We start from the raw sequence: 17,294 nt of genomic DNA, 5'->3' as shown, positions 1-17,294 counted from the left end.
TCCAGGCCCGTGAGTTCGCGCATAGCATCTACGGCCTGCCCGCATAACTGCGAATCAGTCACGCGCCGCCACGGTATCGTACAGCCCGTAATGGGTCAGCCCCGGATGGCTCTCGATGCCGGTGTAGCGCAGCGACGCGTCCTCGTAACGCCGGAAGGCGAAGACGGCCTGGTTCATCTGCTCGGTGTTGAACACCTTGAGTCGCACGAGCAGGTGGAAATCCTTCACCGTCAGGCCGGTGACGGCCAGAAACAACTCGGGCTCAAGTTTGGTGATCACATCCTGCAGCGTGTTCTCGCGAAAGTCGGTCAGATACATGAACGCGGGGATCCGCGTCGCGAACTTGATCAGCTTCTCCTGCACGAATTTACGCTTGGACTTATACGCCTTTTCCTTCTCGGACAGTTCCTTCTTTTGCGTTGCCGTCAGGTCTTTGTCCTTGGCCTTGTTCTTGAGCTTCTTGACCTTCTCGCTCATGTTTATGATGGTCTCGATTATGTTGTCGCCTAGCGACCGCCAGCCTTCGATGCGCTCAACGGCGGCCATTGCCTCGGGGTTGTCCAGTATGCGGCGCAGCGTGTCGTTGTCCACGTTCACGAGCAGCGCGCTCTCCCACTTGCGGGCCAAGAGCGTGGCCGAGGTGCCCGCCATCGCGATGTCGAGAATGCCGCCCGCGTCGATCTGCGTCATATTCGCGCCGTCGTAAGCCAGCACGGGCAGGAACGATACGAGGTCCTTGACCGCGTTCTCAGGGTTAGGTTCCCCTGGTGAAAGGCCGATTCCGTACTCCGAAAGCTGCCGCAAGGCGCGCGTGGGCGCGAAATCGAACACAAAACAGACGGGCTTGAGGATCTCTTCATCGTTGGGGTTTTCGCCGTGAGGGTTCTTCAAAGACCACGGCGACTGCACGCGAAACGCTGCCTGGAAGTAGGTCTCCGGAGATTTAAGGTTACGGAGCATCAGGATTGATGACCATTGCGGCACCGTGACCCCGGTGGTGAGCTTGCCGCATGAGAGCGTGATGGTCCTGGTATCGAAGCCGCTTCCGATGGCTTTTCGCACGGGCGGCAACGCATCCAGCCCGATCCCCGCCGAAGCGCCCGCCGAGACAATTACCTTGTAATTGTGCCAGAAGGTGTTGTACTTCTCGGAGAGCAGATTGGCCATCGCGTGGCAGGACGCCACGTTTGGCAGGAACCAGATCGAGTGCTGAAGATAGGGCAACAAACGTACATCCGAATAGGGAAACGGCGGCCGTGAGCCCGTCTTCAGAAGTTCGACCGCCTTGGGCACGTACCCGCCGCGGATGATCTCCAGCCACTTCTGAACGTCGCTCTCGTGTTTGAATTGGGCCTTTGCCCCCGCGCCCGAGGCCTCGAAAAACGCGTTGAGATCGAATTCGTCGAACTCTCCGGCGCTTGCAATCGCCAGGAGCTCATCCGGCATCTGGTAGGTCAGCAGGCGCATCTGCGGAAGGGCGCCGTAGGGATTCCAGTCACTGGGGTTCTTCGCCGCGAATTCCTCCCTGGCGCGCTGCTCGTCGGTGTACGTCCAGTTGAATATCTGCTCCTCAATGAACTCGCCCGTGGCCAGGGCCTTGAAGGGCGTGCCGGAGAGATAGAGGTAGGCCTTGGTCGTGATGGGGAGAAACTCTGTTTCCTTCTCCGAAAGCTCGCCAATATCCTCGTTCACTTCTTCAAGGCCGGTGGCGTACTCCAGCCTGGTCTCTTTTACCGCGACAGCGTCCTCCTCGCCCTCGAAGAGTTCCTTCGCCGTCTCCCGCCACGCGCCAAAGTGGTATTCGTCGAAGACCACGAGGTCCCATTTCACTTTGTGGAGCCATTCGTTTTTGGGCTTGATATTCCCCGCCTCGTCGCGGCCCAGCAGGTCCTGAAAGGAACCGAAATAGACCAGCGGCTTCCTGGTGGAGACTTTCGTGGGATCGCTGTCGGAATTGCGGGACAGGTAGTGCCACCCGTCGAAGTCCACATGGGACTCAAGGTCCGTCTGCCACGCATCCTCGACCGCGGGCTTGAAGGTCACCACGAGTACTCTCTTCGCGCCGAGCTTCTTGGCCAATTGGTAGGTGGTGAAGGTCTTGCCAAAGCGCATCTTAGCGTTCCAGAGGAAGCGCGGGACCGCGTGCATATCCTCCCTCCAGATGGAGTGGAAGTACTCGTGCGTCTTGTTCACGGCCTCGGCCTGCTCGCGGCGCATGGTGAAGGTCTCGTGATGCATGCCGGTATACTGCCGGCCGGTGCGCAGTTCGGTGAGCACGGTCTTCACATCCTTGACCGAACAGCGAACCCACTCCAGCTCGACGTTCTCGAAGCCCTTTTTGACGAGCGCCGCGCGCACATGGTGATCGCTGAATATGGTGCCGTCGTCACGCCCTGCCGATTCGTCCAGCTCGATACTGTAGTTCCTGATGGCGGCCGTCCTGACCTGCTCCGCCACACGCTGTTTCACGTCGCGCGTCGTTTGCCCGATCTTTAATAGTCCCGTGTGCGCCTTGTCGTCAATGGAGTAGGCGTAGATGCGCGGCCGGGCTTTAGGCTTGGGAGCGAGGATTTCTTCGATGGTTTGTTTACTCATGACGGCCTCTCGATGATTTCCCAGTGGCCGGCCTTGTCGGAACCTACTCGTTGTACGCGGCCCTGTTCGCGAAGCATCTTGAGACGGCGTTCGATCGTGCGAGTGGTTTTATTGAGCAATGTGGCCAATTCCCTGGCCGTCAATCGGGGTTCTTGCCGTAAAAGCTCCAAAATTTGATCATTTACACCGACATTTACACCGTCATTTTCACCGACATCAAGCGCCGTTTCCGTTGCCGCGTCAATATACCTGTACAACGAATTGCTGATTGCATCGAGCATGAAGTCGATGAACGGACGGCAATCCACAGTGCCGGCGTGCGAATCCTGCAGCGCTTGATAGTAAAGCGCCTGGTTGTGATGGATAAGGGTTTCTACCGGCATCCAGGCGAACAGCGGATTCCATTTGGAAAGAATCAGAGTCTGCCATAGCCGCCCGATTCTGCCGTTGCCGTCACGGAAGGGATGGATGTATTCCAGCATGTAATGGACGGCGGAACTCTTGATGAGTGGATGCGCTTCGCCGGTCTTCCCCCAGTACAGGAGCTGTTCGACCAGGGCAGGGACCTGTTCCGCCGGGGAGCCGCGGTGCATCACCACGCCGTCGCCGCGCACGACGGCCACGCCGACCGTGCGGAACCGGCCCGACTCCCCGATGAGGGCGTCGGTCAGGTGCGCGTGGGCCCGTAGCAGGTCGCCCGCCGTCCAGGGGTCATAGCCGGTCATTTCGTTGTAGGCATTCCAGGCGTTCTGCACCTCTTTGATGTCCTCGGGCGGCCCCCAGACGGGCTTGCCGTTGATTATGTCGGTCACCTGGCCCAGGTTGAGCCGGTTGCCCTCGATGGCGGTGGAGGAATGAATCGAGAGAATGCGACTCCGCTTGCGCAGATGCAGAACGTCACCGGAATGTTCCTCGCTGATCTTGACACGCTCGATCAGGGCGTGAATGCCGCCGATCTTTTCGTGCCACCCGGGGTCTTCCGTGTAGAACTTCTCAAGCGGCGTCACGGGCGGGCTTCCGGCTTGGGGCGGGGATTTTTTTGATGGGCTTATTCATTATCGCCTTCATCAGCGACGGTTTCATCGGGCGCTGCATCGTCGTGTTCAGCTACTTGTGACTCGATGAAATTTATCTCCTCCTTGGTAAGTCCATACCGCTTGTAGAGTTTAGCGTCTGTCCATTCCTGGTCAAGGGACAAATCCGGCACAAAAGAATAAACGTCGCGAGTGGCGTGTTGTGTGGATTTTCGGAGTGATACAAGGAAGCGCACGAAACGTGTTCGGAGATATCGTGCGTAATTCCGAGCTTCCACCTCTGTATCAAAACGACCGGCCACCAGGTATGTCTCTGTACACGCAGTTCCAGGCTCTGCAATGATTGGTTTGCTTAGAAATTTATTCTCGACTGCCGCACTCGTGCCCTGGACCGCTGTCATAAGCACCTTCCACGCATCAATCCATGTGGGATTAATGGTGATGTTTTCGCTGGCGATCCATCCGACGCGCTGATTCTCAAAGAGACGAACTGGCTTGCTTAAGCCCGATGCGGATGACTTGCCCTTGAAGTTGGTGGGAAGACCAAACGGCTTTCTGCTGGAAACACGCGAGGCTAGGGTCGGTTCACCCTTCGCCCTAACCTTCTCCAAAATTGGCACTGCCTCATTCCGTCGCACTAGAATGTCGTATGCATCGAGGTAGCGCGCAATGGCGGGGCCGGTCGGCAGCCCATCCCAGATAGTTTGCACCGCGCATGGCCCGTTATAGTCACGGACCCATAGGAAGTAAGAGATGCCGCCTCGAATCTTCACACCCGGAAAACCCTCATAAAGCTTCGGGTAGTCTACAATATCCCGCAGGCGCTTGTCAGAAAGCATCCGTTCCCGGTACTTGTCAAGTCCCTTGCCCCCGGCCATCCAGCGCGATGGCGTCACAAAGACCGCAAAGCGCGGGTCGAGGTCGAGCGCCTTTTCCACAAACAACTGGTATATCGGCGCCGCGCTCGTGCCGTAACCGCCATCGTCCAACTGATACGGCGGATTCCCGATGATCACATCGAACTGCATATCGCCTCCGAACAACTCTGTTACTCTAAATTTGATGTCGCGGGTGTGAATAAACGCATAGGCGTGCGACTCAAATCCTTCGCCTCGATCAAGCGCCTTCTGGCTCGCGCCACAAAATACGCACCTGCCATCCACCCACGTATGCTCCATCCGATCAAACCAGATGTTTCCATCGTCGCCGGCAAACGACTTGGCAATGGAGTGCGTACCTTTCGCGTGCTTTGAGCAATACAGACTGCGCCGCGCAAGCAGGCTCGTGAGGTGCGTGATACCAATGCCGAACACCTGCGTCGTCAGGATGTGATTGACGCGTCGCTCAAGGTCCGGCATCTCGCCGGCCAGGCCCTTGGTGAGGCGGCTGGTGATTTCACGAAGGAAGACGCCCGACTTCGTGCAGGGGTCTAGGAACCGCACAGAACTATCTGCCCAGAGGTCTGCGCCGTTGTGGGCGGCCGCCCACGCGTCGGCCAGCGTGTCCAGCATCCGGTTCGCAAACTCGGGAGGCGTGAAGACTTCGTCATTTGAGAGGTTGGCGATGCACGTGAGCACGTCCGGGTTCCGGCCGCGCAGCGCAAAACCTGCCTGGGAGCTCATTCGGCCTCCTTCTGGGCTTCCCCGCGCGCGGCGGCTGCCAGATCGCTCACCGTCGCGGGCGGGTATTCCTTCGTTGGCGTGAAAAGCTCATGCTTCCCAAGGCTGGCGAAGAGCGAGTCCTCCGCGCTGAAGGTTGACGACATGGTCAAAGTGTCGAGACGAAAGTCGCGCCGCTGGAATTTGCCCTTGCCCAGGTATCCCCACTCAGCAAAGGTAATCGCCTGATCGTCTTGGGTTCGCATCCTCAGGGCGTCGCCGTGAACGAGGTTCTGCGACAGAACATAAGACGCGGCTCGATACAGTTCGTCCGTTTCATCCAGATTCAGGCACCCGGCGAAGACGTCGAGCAGGTTTGCGCGGCAATCGGTGATGTTGTCCGGCAGTAATTCGATGCCGTAGATGCACATGAGCGCCAGCAACGCATAGTGCCGGCGCTCGAACTCGGATTTGCCGTACTTGAGTTCCACGGCGGTCAGCTTGCGGCGCAGTATCCGCACGAGGAAGTTGCCGCTGCCGCACGCCGGCTCGAGAAAACGGGAATCAATACGTTCGGTCTCTTCCTTCACCAAATCGAGCATTGCCTCGACCATCCATGCGGGGGTGAACACCTCTCCGTGGTCGGCGACGCGTTGTTTGGATTTAACATAGTTCACGGGACGAAGCATCTCTCATTGCGGTTGCAATGAAAGAATTGAAACAAACGCCGACGGGAAGTCAAGATGTTTATGAAGCTGCAAACCAATCCCTCATCTCCTTCATCGCCGTTATCTTTTATCTCCTCATCTCCATTCCGTTGCCGTTGCCGTTACGCACGCCCAAGCAGCGCCGGGTACTTCGCGAGGACGATGAACACGAGCACGATTCCCGCGACGATGCCCGCCGCGTAGAGCGGGCTGGCGAGAATCGCGCGCGGGATGAACACGAGCGTCAGGACAATACCGAAGAAGCCCCCGGCCAGGTGCGCCTCGTGGCATACGCCGTCCGCGCTCCTTCGCATCGCGAAAAGCGAGATGAAGACGAAGAGCACGGCGTATCCGAGCGCGGGGATCGGGACGGGAACGGGAAAGACGAGCACGGAGCTTTCCGGCATCACGAAGGCGCTCGCGAAGATCACCGCCGTGACCGCGCCCGACGCACCTCCCATGCGGTATTCATATTCGTTCCTTTTAAGGAGCAGGAGCACCGCGTTCGCGGCTACCCCGCTCGCGAAGTAGATCGCCGCGCTCGCCCCCGCGCCCAGGCGCGATTCCAGTGCGGACCCGAACAGGAAGAAGCTGTACATGTTGAAAAACAGATGGAAATAATCCAGGTGCACGAAGAGCGGCGATACCAGGCGGTACCACTGGCCGTCGAAGCGGATTTTTCCGGTTATAAAAAGCATCCGCTCGAGGAGCGCGGGTGAAAACAGCGCGGGAAGCGACAGGATGACGGTAATCGCAACTGTAAACCAGGTAAAATAAGGACTGTTATCCACGTTTAATCCTCCCGATTTTCCGACCAGGCACCGTGCCGGAAATTAGTTATTGGCATCGGCTGAAAAAATATTTTTTCCGGGGAAAGGGTGAATACATACGGGAAGGAATCGTTTCGCTGATTGAATTCCTGGAAGCGCGCGTTCGCAGTACGCCTCCAGGAGAATTCACTATTTACCTATGTCGATCGAATCCGCGACGTTTTTGCCGGCGTCGACTTTATAGGTTACCAATGCCTTGTCGCCCGTCTTTATCTCGGCAACCGTCTTTTTCCCGGTCACTTTCGTGGCGGTGACGATGGTGCACACGACGTCGCCCGCGGTCGTCTTTACGGTGATCGAGCTCGCGCTCACTGCCGTAACGTTACCCGTTGCGGTTTTTTGCGCTGCCGCTGCGGCTGCGAACGACGACGAGGCGACTGCGAATAGGAACACTGCGACGCACGCCATTACTGCATACTTCTTCATATTCAGACTCCTGCATTGAGATGAATTTCCATGAAAGTCCATGGATAGGGAAGCATTCGGCACATGATTTATAATTTACAACCATTTAATCATCCGGTGAGAACTTTTTTCATTTGGAACGGTTAACGCATGTAATGCCGATACTGTATAGCATTATTTGAATATGCCCGTATCAATTAGATTTCGCATAACGGAGATTGGGGCGGGAAAAACTCAGACCTCGTTCACCAGCAGCTCCGGTTTCCCGCCGTTCAGGACCCGGATGATGTTCCCGACCGCGACCGATATTATCCGCATGCGCGCCTCCCCGGTGACCCCGGCAACGTGCGGCGTGAGGAGCAGGTTCGCGTCGGAAAGTCCCAGGAGCGGGTTTCCGGATTCTATGGGCTCGCGGGAAAAGACGTCCACGGCTGCGCCACCGATACGCTTTTCCGCGAGGGCGCGCGCCAGCGCGGCCTCGTCGAGCACCTCACCGCGGGCCACGTTGATGATCAGGGCAGCGGGTTTCATCGTGGAGATCCGCGCCTCGTTTACCAGTCCCGCGGTGTCGGGGGTGAGCGGACAATGGAGGCTTAGTATATCGGCGCTTTTAAAGAGCTCGTCGAGCGGGGCGTAGGCGCACCGGTATGTCTTTTCATCGTCCGGATTCAGCCGCGCGGTATCGAAATACATGACGCTCACGCCAAACGGGATGAGTCTCAGGGCGACCGCCCTGCCGATCCTGCCCATGCCCACGAGGCCCCACGTCTTTCCCTCGATCTCTCCCCCGCCCAGGTCCATCTGCACCCAGCCGCCCGCGGCGGTGGAACGCGCCGCCGGTAGAAATTTCTTGAGTAAACACAGCCCCGCGGCGATCGTGTGTTCCGCCACGCTCACGGTATTCGCCCCCGCCGTGTTCGCCACCGGGATTCCCCGCGCGGTGCACGCGTCGACGTCGATGTTCTGGTACCCCACGCTGGGCTGCTGGATGAGCTTGACCCTCTTCGCGGCGCGCGCGATCTCAGGGGTTATTCTCTTGTTGAAGGTGTAGTCGCCCATGATGACGTCGGCCTCGCGGACGGCATCGATGAGCGCGTCACCCTCGAGCGGGTTGGCGTTGATTATCTCGAAGTCGTCGGGGACCGATACTCCGGCGCCCTCTATGAGCATCCTGAGTATGTCCGGGGGCAGCGGCGACATGGACACTATTTTCTTTTTCACGTGTTCCTCCTCGCGTGCGATCGCATTCAGCTCGTTATACGAAATTGCCCGTCCTAGAACGACGAGTGCATCGTCCAGGGACAGATTATGCCGTCCTGGCGGTTGATCTCCGCCTTGGTCTGTTCGCCCGAAGCGACGCGCACCAGGAGCCCGCGGATCTCGTCCGCCACCTTGTCCAGGCCCTTCCCCTCCAGCACCGCCCCCGCGTTTACGTCCATGTCGTCCTCCATGCTCCGGAAAAGCCGGGAGGTGCTCGCGATCTTGATGACCGGCACCACGGGGAAGCCTATAGGGTTCCCACGGCCCGTCGTGAAGAGCATGACCTGGCAACCCGCGGCCGCGACGCCCGCCATGGATTCGATGTCGTAGCCGGGCCCGTCCATGATGACGAGGCCCTTCTCCGCCGGGGGCTCGGCGTAGTTCACCACCTGGCTGATCGTGCTCCCGCCCGCCTTGACGATGCAGCCCAGGGACTTTTCCTGGATGGAGCTCATTCCCCCGTCCATGTTCCCTGGCGCGATCACGTACGAGGCCATGGGTCCCAACAATTCGTGCGTTCGTTTTTCGGCTGCATCGATGCGCTCGACGATCGCGCGCGCGACCTCCGGGGACTTCGCCCTGCGGGCGAGGATGTTTCCCGTTCCGATCATCTCGGTCGTCTCGGTGAGGACCACGGTGCCCCCCTGCGCCACGAGCCAGTCGGCGACGATTCCCACGCCGGGGTTCGCGGTCACGCCGGAGAACGCATCGGACCCCCCGCATTCGAGTCCCACCCGGAGCGCGCTCACGGGAAACTCCCTGCGGTCCAGGTGCGCGGCGTCGGCGAGCATGCGTCTCACGATCCCGATCCCCTTCTCGGCCGCCCTGCGCGATCCGCCCTCGTTCTGGATGACGATATTTTCCACCGGCTTCTTCGCGAGCGAGGTGAGGAGCGTGAGGGCCGCGGCGCTTATGACCTCGCAGCCCAGTCCCACGACGAGCACCGCGGCCACATTGGGATTTTTTGCGATGTTCGCGAGGGTGCGCTGATGTATTTCAAGATCGGCGCCGGCGCGCCCGCAGCCATGCCCGTGGTAGAGCGGCACCGCCTCCGGCACCCCGCGTGAGATCGCGGCCGCGACCCCGTTGGCGCACGCCACCGAGGGGAGCACTGCCACGTAATTGCGGACGCCCACGGAGCCGTCCTGCCGCTCGAAGCCCATGAATGTATTCATTGCGCCGCCTCCGCGTCCCCGACCACGATGTTGTGCCCGTGGATCCAATCCCCCTTCCGGATTGGGCCCTTCGCGCGTCCTATCACCTCGCCGTATTTACGTATCTCGTCACCGGGGGCGAAGTCCCTGAGCGCGACCTTGTGGCTGTACGGGATCGCTGCCGCCGCGGTAAATTCGCTCGAGTCCGGGAGCGAAACGGGCGCGCCCTGGGCGATGTCTTCGAGTGAGATCGCGACGTTATCGGCGGGATTGATGATCACCACGTTGGGTTTCATGGCTGCCTCCGGTACTCATGTATGCTATTGTCATACGGTGTATAGTATTATCATAATGAATTGCATTTTGTCAATACTATTTAGAGGCGTGTTAATATTCATTCACCTTGACTTTGAGCGATTCTGCCATGGACCTCACCGCCCGGGAATGGGTGAAAAGCATATCCGAGCCCTCCGAGTACGACTGCGTTTCATTGCTTACCAGCGACATCGAATTCACGGTTTCCATAATCGCGTTTTTTTGTTCGGCTGTCGCGGTTTTTATCGTGATGGAGCTCTGTTTGACGTTCTCCGCAATTTTATTCAGTTCATTGTTGATCCCGTATTGACCTTCGACCAACTGGGCGTTTTTATTTATCATCCCGATTATCGATTGCAGCTTGTCAATAATTGAACTGAGGCTGGAAATAGCTTCATTAACCCTTCCCTCGCCCTTTCTCATTTCGGCGTCGTTAGATTTTACAAGGATATCCATATCCCGTATGCTTTTCGCCGTTTCTTCCGACAGACGCGATATCTGGCTGGCCACCACGGCGAATCCCCTTCCCGAGCTTCCCGCGCGGGCCGCCTCTATGGTGGCGTTGAGTGAGAGAAGATTGATCTGATCGGATATTGAATTGACGATCTGAATCGCGTTGTACATATCAGTTACACTGGTTTTTATCTTTTCCATGCCGTTGTTCATGGCGTGCAGGGAATCGGTTCCGGTAACGGCCAGGGAGGAGAGTGACGCGGCAACGTCGAGCTCGCTGGATATTTCTTCTTTAGTCTGTCCGATCATGTTCGTCAGCTCATCCTGTTTTAAAAACAACACGGACAGGATTTCATTCTGGCCGTTTGATTCGTGCGCGATGTTATCCATGCCTGACGAAATCTCCTCTATGGTCACGGATATCTGCTCGATTGAAGCGGCCTGGCTCTGCGCGCCTTCGGCAAAGTGGTAGGCCGTCTCATCGAGCTTTTCGGATGCGGTGGCAAGGCCTTGAACATGGTCCCGTATCGACTCGAGCAACGTTCGCATTTTCATGCATTGCTCTTTGTCCTTATGCGCATCTTCTTCGATTCTCTTTACCGCGCCGTCGGTGATGGTTATTATTCGCCAGGAAAGAAAAAAGACTATCAGGATGGTGATAACGCTGTCTATCAATATCGTTTTCGCCATTTCCAATGCCGCCGGGCTAAGCGTATTCATAAACCATAAAAAAAGCAGGGTATTGCCCGCAATGAACAGCATGGAAACCAAGAAGACCACTCTCTTCGTGCAAAAGAGGGCGGCCGCGACGATGATCGCGATCATATAAAATATAAAATTCGCCATGACCGCGATATTTTCCGAATTCATTGTGGACGCGCTTGCCAGAATCTCCAGGCATGCAGCCGAAATTACGATAATATTTGAAGCTAAGAAATATTTCCCTTTTCGGAGCAAAAAAAGCGCGAAACTGCCCACGCCGAACACGGGGAGGGTATTGGTCGCGATTGTAATGAACATGCCGGGTACCAGGAAATAGTACGTGATTATCTGCACACCCATGAGCACCAATATTATCGAGAGCAGTACGAACAGGGACCGGGCTTTTTTCTGGATTACGTATGAATCACCGGCATAGTGCACGAGGAAGGCGTTGTTGAGCGCTGATATGATACTCATAGTGGAATACCTCCGCATATCCTCAATTGGCAATTTGCCAACTATCCCAGTTCAGGATAGGGAATATCAGGGCCGACCCAGGGAGCGGGCGGTCCGGAAAGCGCGAACACCGTCGGGTTGTTTTTACCCCCATTGACGGTAAGCCTTCCTACGCCAAGGTACAGCTTGTCGTTTACCGTGCGCAGCTCGTCTGTCATGGTGTTCGTAAAAAACGAATTGTATTCCTTATAGCTCAGTTGGAACGAAGGCCTGCCATCGAATACCGAGGAGACTATGGATGTCTTGTTGAGCATTATCCGTGCTAACCGCGGGGTTTTCTTGGCCCGAAAGAGCGATGTAAGGAGGTACACGATGTTCATGGCATTTGCCGCAAAGTAGTTTTCAGGGACTTTTGACCTGGTCGTAATAAAGGTGTTGTAGCCATGGCCGTCCTGCTTTCCCAGGGGCTCGAATGCTTTGTGCTGCCAGGTACCCCAGGTACAATTGAGGAAAAGCCACGCGGAAAATGTGTTGGTGACGGGCCCGCTGTTCAGCATGGCCGCGCGATATTCGCCGTGCAGATCGGACATGCCCGGCGGGTCCAGCTGATAAAACAATTCCAGGAGCTGCTTCCGCTTCAGCTTCTTGAGATCGTCGTAAGTATAATCCTTTAAAGGCTTTCCCAAATATAAATTAATCGCCATATGCTTCTCTCCCTTCGTATATTTTTGAAGCGGTGGGGCGGGCCGTATGCGCATTTCCTGTTACCACCTCACCATTCATTCGCTGAATAGTTATTGTACCCTAAAATCTATGGTCGAAATCAATCGATATGTTGGCGTCCTCTTTGCTCATGCCGTACAGGAAGTGAATGATGGTCGAGAGGTTCCATGCTATGACAAGCCCCCCGCCATACGATGTGTGATAGAACTTCCACTTCGGGTCGGTAACGGGATTTGCCGCTTCGTCGTACACGTTCCCCGACTCGACAAATCCTATCACCGAGAAACCGAACCGCTGTCCCCCGCCGGCGAGCTCCGTGAATTTCCAGCGCACGTCGAGGTTCCCCACCGTCATCGTCTTGGCGACGAAGCGGTTCTTTTTGTATCCCAGGAGCGTCCGGTTCCCGCCCTCTCCTACCCTCCTGAAGTTGGCGAACCCGAAATACGATTGCTCATAGAACGGGATGTCTCCCGCCGCGGTGGTATATCCGGCGCGTCCGCCGAATGTCAGCGAATCCAGGGGGCTGATATAATACATGGCCTGGACGTTATGCTTCACGAAGTCGAAATCGGACCCGAGTACGGTCGTCGATAGTTCGCACACATAATCCAGATAGTATCCCTTGTGTGGATCCGGCTCGAAATCACGCGCATCGTACGCCGCGCCGATTCGCGCCATGCTCACGAAGCCGCCCAGGTGCCCCCCTGCCGCATCGGTGAGCCTGTCCCTCTGCTGATCCAGCAGCGTGGACTGCTGCGCGTCGCCGTTGAAATCCCTTCCCCCCCACGAGGTGATGAAAACTTTCCTCACCAGCGTCCCGAGCACGAGTTTTAATTCGTCGGTTATATCGCGGTAAAGGTAGAACGTGCCGCTGGGGCGGAAGATCGTGTAGTGATAGTAGCGCGATTCATCCTTATTATCCTCGTAATAATCCGTAAGGCCGGAATAGGTTCCGAATTCCTTGCTGCCATTGAAATTTGCAAGCTTTTGATGAGACTGCGCCTCGCCCACGCCAAAGAAGTTTTCATTCACCGACTTGTCGTACGCGATGTTGGATTTCAATCGCCACTTCGTGCCCGCCGCGTACGGCATGTCCAGATTGAGCTCGTGGTACTGAATGCCGTTCGTGGTCGCCCAGTATTGTGCGTACAGCTGCATGAAATACGGCGATTTGTCGAAATATTTGTCGTCCTTACCGCCATTGTTGTAGAGATATGCGCGCACCCCGTAACCAAAACCATCGTCCGAGGTGAAGTTTACCAGGGGCAGTCCCGTGATGTAATAGCCTTCCTTTTTCTTCGAAAGCACATCCTCGCTCAACTGCACCGCAAACACGGACAGCGGAAACAAGGTTATAAGCAGGGTCCTGATGATTGCGGAGCGGAAATATTTATTCATAGGTATTCTCCATGTTTTCTGAATCGCCCTTTTCGTTCACACGACATGCTCACGTTCTCAGAAACCAGCTTACGGGACGCCGAAGCGATACCGGCTGCGGATAGCTCTCGACATATCCCACTCGAAGCACGAACTGCGCGTTCATGCGTGAAACGTGATTCGAAGCGATCAGCTTCTGCCCGGGTTCTTCCTCTAAAAGCTGGGTCATGGGATGAAGGCCTATCAATCGCTCGCGCGCCGTGAGGGCCATTCGCTCAAATCGCCTTCCCGTTTCGATGAGCCCGGCCACGCCGTCGCCGTACCCGGTGATAATAATCCAACCGCCCCCCTCGCCGGCGCGATCGACCGCGAATTGGAGGCTTTGTTTCAGCATGCCCGGTTTCATGAAATCCTCCGGGCTCACGAAATTGCGCACATAGAAGCCTGCGATGCCCTTTATTTCCATTCCCTCGGTGGTGAGACCGTCGCGGTATTTTCGCGCGTCGGCGTTGCTGAGCCGGCTCCACGCTGTGTTTTCCTTCTGGGCCGCGTCGCGTTCCACCCAGGAACGATATGCCTCGATGGCGCCTTCCTTTATGCAATTCGCATGCCGGGTGTCCCTTGGAAAATAAAAAAGGTGGCCTTTAAGCTCCCCCGAAAGAAAATCGATGTCCGCGGCCTTAATCACCGTGGTGAGGTGACCGCGTTTCACCGTCTTTCTTGAAACGAGCCTGCTGATCGGATAGTCCGTGGCCTTTGCCTTTCTCAGCGTCACCCGCGCCACCTCCTCATCTTTCTGGGAATTGGCGATCACCTTGATTTCGGCTTCATACCCGAGGCACCCGGCGGCAATCGACAGGTTCTCCAGGAATGCCCCGATTGAAAGCAGGGCCTCCCGGTTATCGGGATCGACCGCCGTGAGACGGCGCGCGGGGTCGGCGCCCACGAGAAACTCGTTGCGATCGATCATCTTTATGTACCAGGGCTGCGAATTGTGACCGCTGGGCGCAAGCGATGCGTAATAAAGTATGGCGGCCGTGTCCTCGTCAAGCGCCGGTACCGGCTCGAACGCCCTAGCACCGTTTCGAAAATCATCGCGCCGGACTCCATGCCCCATGCATGCGCTGAACAGTGCGCCCGATCCAACGAGCAATCCGGCCCCGGCCATTGATTTAAGCATAAATCCCCGTCGTGTCATCTTCATCTTGTCCCGCCTTATTTTACGCGATTTTCAGATCCTCATGCTCCATACCAAATGCTTCGGCGACCCTTGCATTGATGAGTTTACCCTTGAGCACATTCAGTCCCTTCGCCAAGGCGCCGTCATTGTGAAGGGCCTTTTCCCAGCCGTTGTTCGCGATACGCACCGCATAAGGAAGCGTCGCGTTCGTCAACGCATAGGTGGACGTGCGGGGCACCGCGCCGGGCATATTGGCAACGCAATAGTGAACGATTCCATTTTCCATATAGATGGGGTTCTCATGGTTCGTCGGCCGGCTGGTTTCCGCGCATCCCCCCTGGTCGATCGCGATATCAACGAACGCGGAACCGGGTTTCATTTTCGATAGAAGATCGCGCGTAATGAGTTTGGGCGCTTTCGCCCCGGCTATGAGCACCGATCCGATCACCAGGTCCGCCCCGGCTACGCTCTCTTCTATATTGGACGAATTCGACATGAGCGTAACGGCGCGCGAATGAAAGATATCCTCGAGATAGCGGAGGCGGTTGATGTTAACGTCGAGAATAGTCACCCGCGCTCCCATACCCGCGGCCAGGTGCGCCGCGTTTACGCCGGAGATACCGCCGCCCAGAATGGTCACCTTCGCGGGCGCGACCCCCGGAACCCCCGAAAGCAAGAGCCCCCTGCCGCCGTTTTTCGCCTCCAGGCAACTGCATCCCATTTGAATGGAGAGCCTGCCCGCCACCTCGCTCATGGGCGCAAGCAGGGGGAGACTCCCGTCATCGAGCTGAATGGTTTCATAGGCGATACCGATGATCTTCTTCTTCATCAAGCGCGCCATCAGCTTCTCGTCAGCCGCAAGGTGCAGATAGGTGAACAATATCTGACCCTCCCTCATCTGCTCGAATTCGGGCTCCAGGGGTTCCTTTACCTTGATGACCATCTCCGCTTCCCCCCATATCTCGTCGGGGGTATTCAGGATTGTCGCGCCGGCCGCGGAATAGTCTTCATCGGAAATTCCCGAACCGGTCCCCGCATATTTTTCTACATAGACCCGGTGGCCGTTGCCGGTCAGTTCCGATACGCCGGCGGGGGTGAGGGCCACACGCCCCTCTTTGGTTTTGATTTCCTTTGGAACGCCTATTTTCATACAAAGCTCCTTTAATAGTATTTTGCGTTTCATTTCCGGCAATGCGGTGTTACGCCTTTTATCCGCCCGCATTCCGGAAGCCCCGTCTACTTCGCCCTCTCCAGTATATGAATACACATGGCGGCCTCTTCGACGCCGATATTACCGCCGCCGTTTTCGGCCAGGCCGATACGCGCCTCCTCCACCTGGCGTTTCCCGGCGTCACCGCGAAGCTGGGTTACCAATTCATGTATCTGCGCAAGCCCGGACGCGCCGATAGGGTGTCCCCTGCACTCCAGCCCGCCGCTGGTATTGACGGGCCGCTTCCCCCCGAGTGCCGTAGCCCCGGATTCGGCGTAGGGACCGCCTTCCCCTGCCGGACAAAATCCCATTGCCTCGCATTGATGCAGCTCTCCCCATGCGGTGGCGTCATGCAGCTCCGCGATATTGATATCCTCCGGTCCCATCCCCGCGGCGTTATATGCCTGTTTCGAGAGGCGCTCGCCGATATCCGTGCCGTCAAGGTCCCGTTCGCTTCCCTGCCCCATAACGGACGCGAGTATACTGACCGGCCGCGCCGCCTTCAATTTCCTCAGAAAGCTTTCGGAGCATACGATCGCCGCGGCAGCCCCGTCACCCACCGGTGCACACATCGCGCGCGTGAGGGGATAGGCGACGGGCCGGTCGGCAAGCACCTCCTCAACGGTCATGGGAGCCTGATACTGCGCGAGCGGGTTGAGCGATCCGTGCAGATGGTTCTTCGAACAAATGAGGGCCAGTTGCTTCTGAGTGGAACCGAACCGGTTCATATGCCAGCGCGCCCCCATGGCGTAGGCGTCCATGAATACGCTCCTCCCCTCCCCGGGGGGGGTCTGGCCCGGCGGAATTTCAATGGAAAGTGTTTTAGCCAGCTCTACGATCTCCGCCAGATGCGCTTCGAGGTTTTCAACGTCCATGCAGGAGGCGTACGCCGCAAGCGATAGCCCCTTATCGGGATGGGTGATCTTCTCCGATCCCACTGCCAGGGCGACATCGAACATTCCGGCCTTAATTCCCGTATATGCAAGGTGCAGCGCGGTGGACGCCCCCGCGCAGGCGTTTTCGACGTTGGTCACCGGTATTTTATCGATCCCCATTCCCCGCATCACCACCTGGCCGCGAATTGAATGCTGGTTCGCGAACATCCCCCAGAAGGTGTTCGAGAAATACACCGCCTGAAGATCCTTCGCGGATATTCCGGCGTCGCCCAGCGCTTCATGGACCGTTTTTTCCGCCATTGTCCGGACCGATTCTCCGGGATACTTGCTGAACCGTATCATCCCGATGCCGATTATATAAATGTTTTCCATCTGTGAATCCTCTCCCGGTCGCCCGCA

The 17,294-nt window shown here is 57.1% G+C and carries 15 protein-coding genes; all 15 read right to left on the bottom strand.

The features are described 5' to 3' along the window. Window positions 1-54: 54 nt before the first annotated feature. Window positions 55-2,595 (bottom strand): restriction endonuclease, encoded by a 2,541-nt coding sequence (locus EPN93_17750; protein ID TAL31640.1) that lies wholly within the window; start codon window positions 2,593-2,595, stop codon window positions 55-57. After that, window positions 2,592-3,602 (bottom strand): Fic family protein, encoded by a 1,011-nt coding sequence (locus EPN93_17745; GenBank protein TAL31639.1) that lies wholly within the window; start codon window positions 3,600-3,602, stop codon window positions 2,592-2,594. Before EPN93_17745 ends, EPN93_17750 begins: the two co-directional genes overlap by 4 nt. 41 nt (window positions 3,603-3,643) lie before the next feature. Continuing rightward, window positions 3,644-5,251: a restriction endonuclease gene (locus EPN93_17740; GenBank protein ID TAL31638.1), complete on the bottom strand. Its 1,608-nt coding sequence runs from the start codon at window positions 5,249-5,251 to the stop codon at window positions 3,644-3,646. Next, entirely contained in the window at window positions 5,248-5,904 is a 657-nt protein-coding gene (locus EPN93_17735) for an SAM-dependent DNA methyltransferase (GenBank protein TAL31637.1), read from the bottom strand. The genes EPN93_17740 and EPN93_17735 overlap by 4 nt, the downstream gene beginning before the upstream one ends. Before the next feature lie 152 nt (window positions 5,905-6,056). Continuing rightward, a complete protein-coding gene (locus tag EPN93_17730) occupies window positions 6,057-6,725 on the bottom strand; it encodes a rhomboid family intramembrane serine protease (GenBank protein TAL31636.1) in 669 nt (222 codons plus the stop codon). A gap of 168 nt (window positions 6,726-6,893) precedes the next feature. Beyond that, the gene (locus EPN93_17725) at window positions 6,894-7,190 is read right to left on the bottom strand and encodes a hypothetical protein (protein TAL31635.1); all 297 of its coding nucleotides are present in this window, start codon (window positions 7,188-7,190) and stop codon (window positions 6,894-6,896) included. A gap of 213 nt (window positions 7,191-7,403) precedes the next feature. Beyond that, window positions 7,404-8,390: a hydroxyacid dehydrogenase gene (locus tag EPN93_17720; GenBank protein TAL31634.1), complete on the bottom strand. Its 987-nt coding sequence runs from the start codon at window positions 8,388-8,390 to the stop codon at window positions 7,404-7,406. 53 nt (window positions 8,391-8,443) lie between these two features. Then, the gene (locus EPN93_17715; GenBank protein TAL31633.1) at window positions 8,444-9,604 is read right to left on the bottom strand and encodes an altronate dehydratase; all 1,161 of its coding nucleotides are present in this window, start codon (window positions 9,602-9,604) and stop codon (window positions 8,444-8,446) included. Continuing rightward, window positions 9,601-9,879 carry a D-galactarate dehydratase gene (locus EPN93_17710; GenBank protein ID TAL31632.1) on the bottom strand — a complete coding sequence of 93 codons (279 nt, stop codon included), beginning with the start codon at window positions 9,877-9,879 and terminating at the stop codon, window positions 9,601-9,603. Before EPN93_17710 ends, EPN93_17715 begins: the two co-directional genes overlap by 4 nt. A 91-nt stretch (window positions 9,880-9,970) precedes the next feature. Continuing rightward, window positions 9,971-11,548 (bottom strand): hypothetical protein, encoded by a 1,578-nt coding sequence (locus EPN93_17705; GenBank protein TAL31631.1) that lies wholly within the window; start codon window positions 11,546-11,548, stop codon window positions 9,971-9,973. A gap of 23 nt (window positions 11,549-11,571) precedes the next feature. Further along, window positions 11,572-12,213, bottom strand: coding sequence for a hypothetical protein (locus tag EPN93_17700; GenBank protein TAL31630.1), 642 nt, complete (start codon window positions 12,211-12,213; stop codon window positions 11,572-11,574). A gap of 100 nt (window positions 12,214-12,313) precedes the next feature. After that, window positions 12,314-13,630 carry a hypothetical protein gene (locus EPN93_17695; GenBank protein TAL31629.1) on the bottom strand — a complete coding sequence of 439 codons (1,317 nt, stop codon included), beginning with the start codon at window positions 13,628-13,630 and terminating at the stop codon, window positions 12,314-12,316. A gap of 49 nt (window positions 13,631-13,679) precedes the next feature. Beyond that, window positions 13,680-14,813, bottom strand: coding sequence for a nitroreductase (locus tag EPN93_17690; GenBank protein ID TAL31628.1), 1,134 nt, complete (start codon window positions 14,811-14,813; stop codon window positions 13,680-13,682). Window positions 14,814-14,829: 16 nt separating this feature from the next. After that, window positions 14,830-15,939: an alanine dehydrogenase gene (ald, locus tag EPN93_17685; protein TAL31660.1), complete on the bottom strand. Its 1,110-nt coding sequence runs from the start codon at window positions 15,937-15,939 to the stop codon at window positions 14,830-14,832. 86 nt (window positions 15,940-16,025) lie between these two features. Continuing rightward, window positions 16,026-17,267, bottom strand: coding sequence for a thiolase family protein (locus EPN93_17680; GenBank protein TAL31627.1), 1,242 nt, complete (start codon window positions 17,265-17,267; stop codon window positions 16,026-16,028). Window positions 17,268-17,294: the final 27 nt, after the last annotated feature.

The sequence above is a fragment of the Spirochaetota bacterium genome (assembly GCA_004297825.1).
Classification (GTDB): Bacteria; Spirochaetota; UBA4802; order UBA4802; family UBA5368; genus FW300-bin19.
Note: the sequence above shows the minus strand (reverse complement) of the source record. Positions and strands in the feature narration are given on the sequence as shown.

What these genes read in the sequence shown, in the direction of transcription:
- EPN93_17750 (TAL31640.1), bottom strand. Translation starts at nt 2,595, where the DNA reads ATGAGTAAACAAACCATCGAAGAAATCCTCGCTCCCAAGCCTAAAGCC.
- EPN93_17740 (TAL31638.1), bottom strand. Translation starts at nt 5,251, where the DNA reads ATGAGCTCCCAGGCAGGTTTTGCGCTGCGCGGCCGGAACCCGGACGTG.
- EPN93_17725 (TAL31635.1), bottom strand. Translation starts at nt 7,190, where the DNA reads ATGAAGAAGTATGCAGTAATGGCGTGCGTCGCAGTGTTCCTATTCGCA.
- EPN93_17715 (TAL31633.1), bottom strand. Translation starts at nt 9,604, where the DNA reads ATGAATACATTCATGGGCTTCGAGCGGCAGGACGGCTCCGTGGGCGTC.
- EPN93_17710 (TAL31632.1), bottom strand. Translation starts at nt 9,879, where the DNA reads ATGAAACCCAACGTGGTGATCATCAATCCCGCCGATAACGTCGCGATC.
- EPN93_17705 (TAL31631.1), bottom strand. Translation starts at nt 11,548, where the DNA reads ATGCGGAGGTATTCCACTATGAGTATCATATCAGCGCTCAACAACGCC.
- EPN93_17700 (TAL31630.1), bottom strand. Translation starts at nt 12,213, where the DNA reads ATGGCGATTAATTTATATTTGGGAAAGCCTTTAAAGGATTATACTTAC.
- EPN93_17695 (TAL31629.1), bottom strand. Translation starts at nt 13,630, where the DNA reads ATGAATAAATATTTCCGCTCCGCAATCATCAGGACCCTGCTTATAACC.
- EPN93_17690 (TAL31628.1), bottom strand. Translation starts at nt 14,813, where the DNA reads ATGAAGATGACACGACGGGGATTTATGCTTAAATCAATGGCCGGGGCC.
- ald (TAL31660.1), bottom strand. Translation starts at nt 15,939, where the DNA reads ATGAAAATAGGCGTTCCAAAGGAAATCAAAACCAAAGAGGGGCGTGTG.
- EPN93_17680 (TAL31627.1), bottom strand. Translation starts at nt 17,267, where the DNA reads ATGGAAAACATTTATATAATCGGCATCGGGATGATACGGTTCAGCAAG.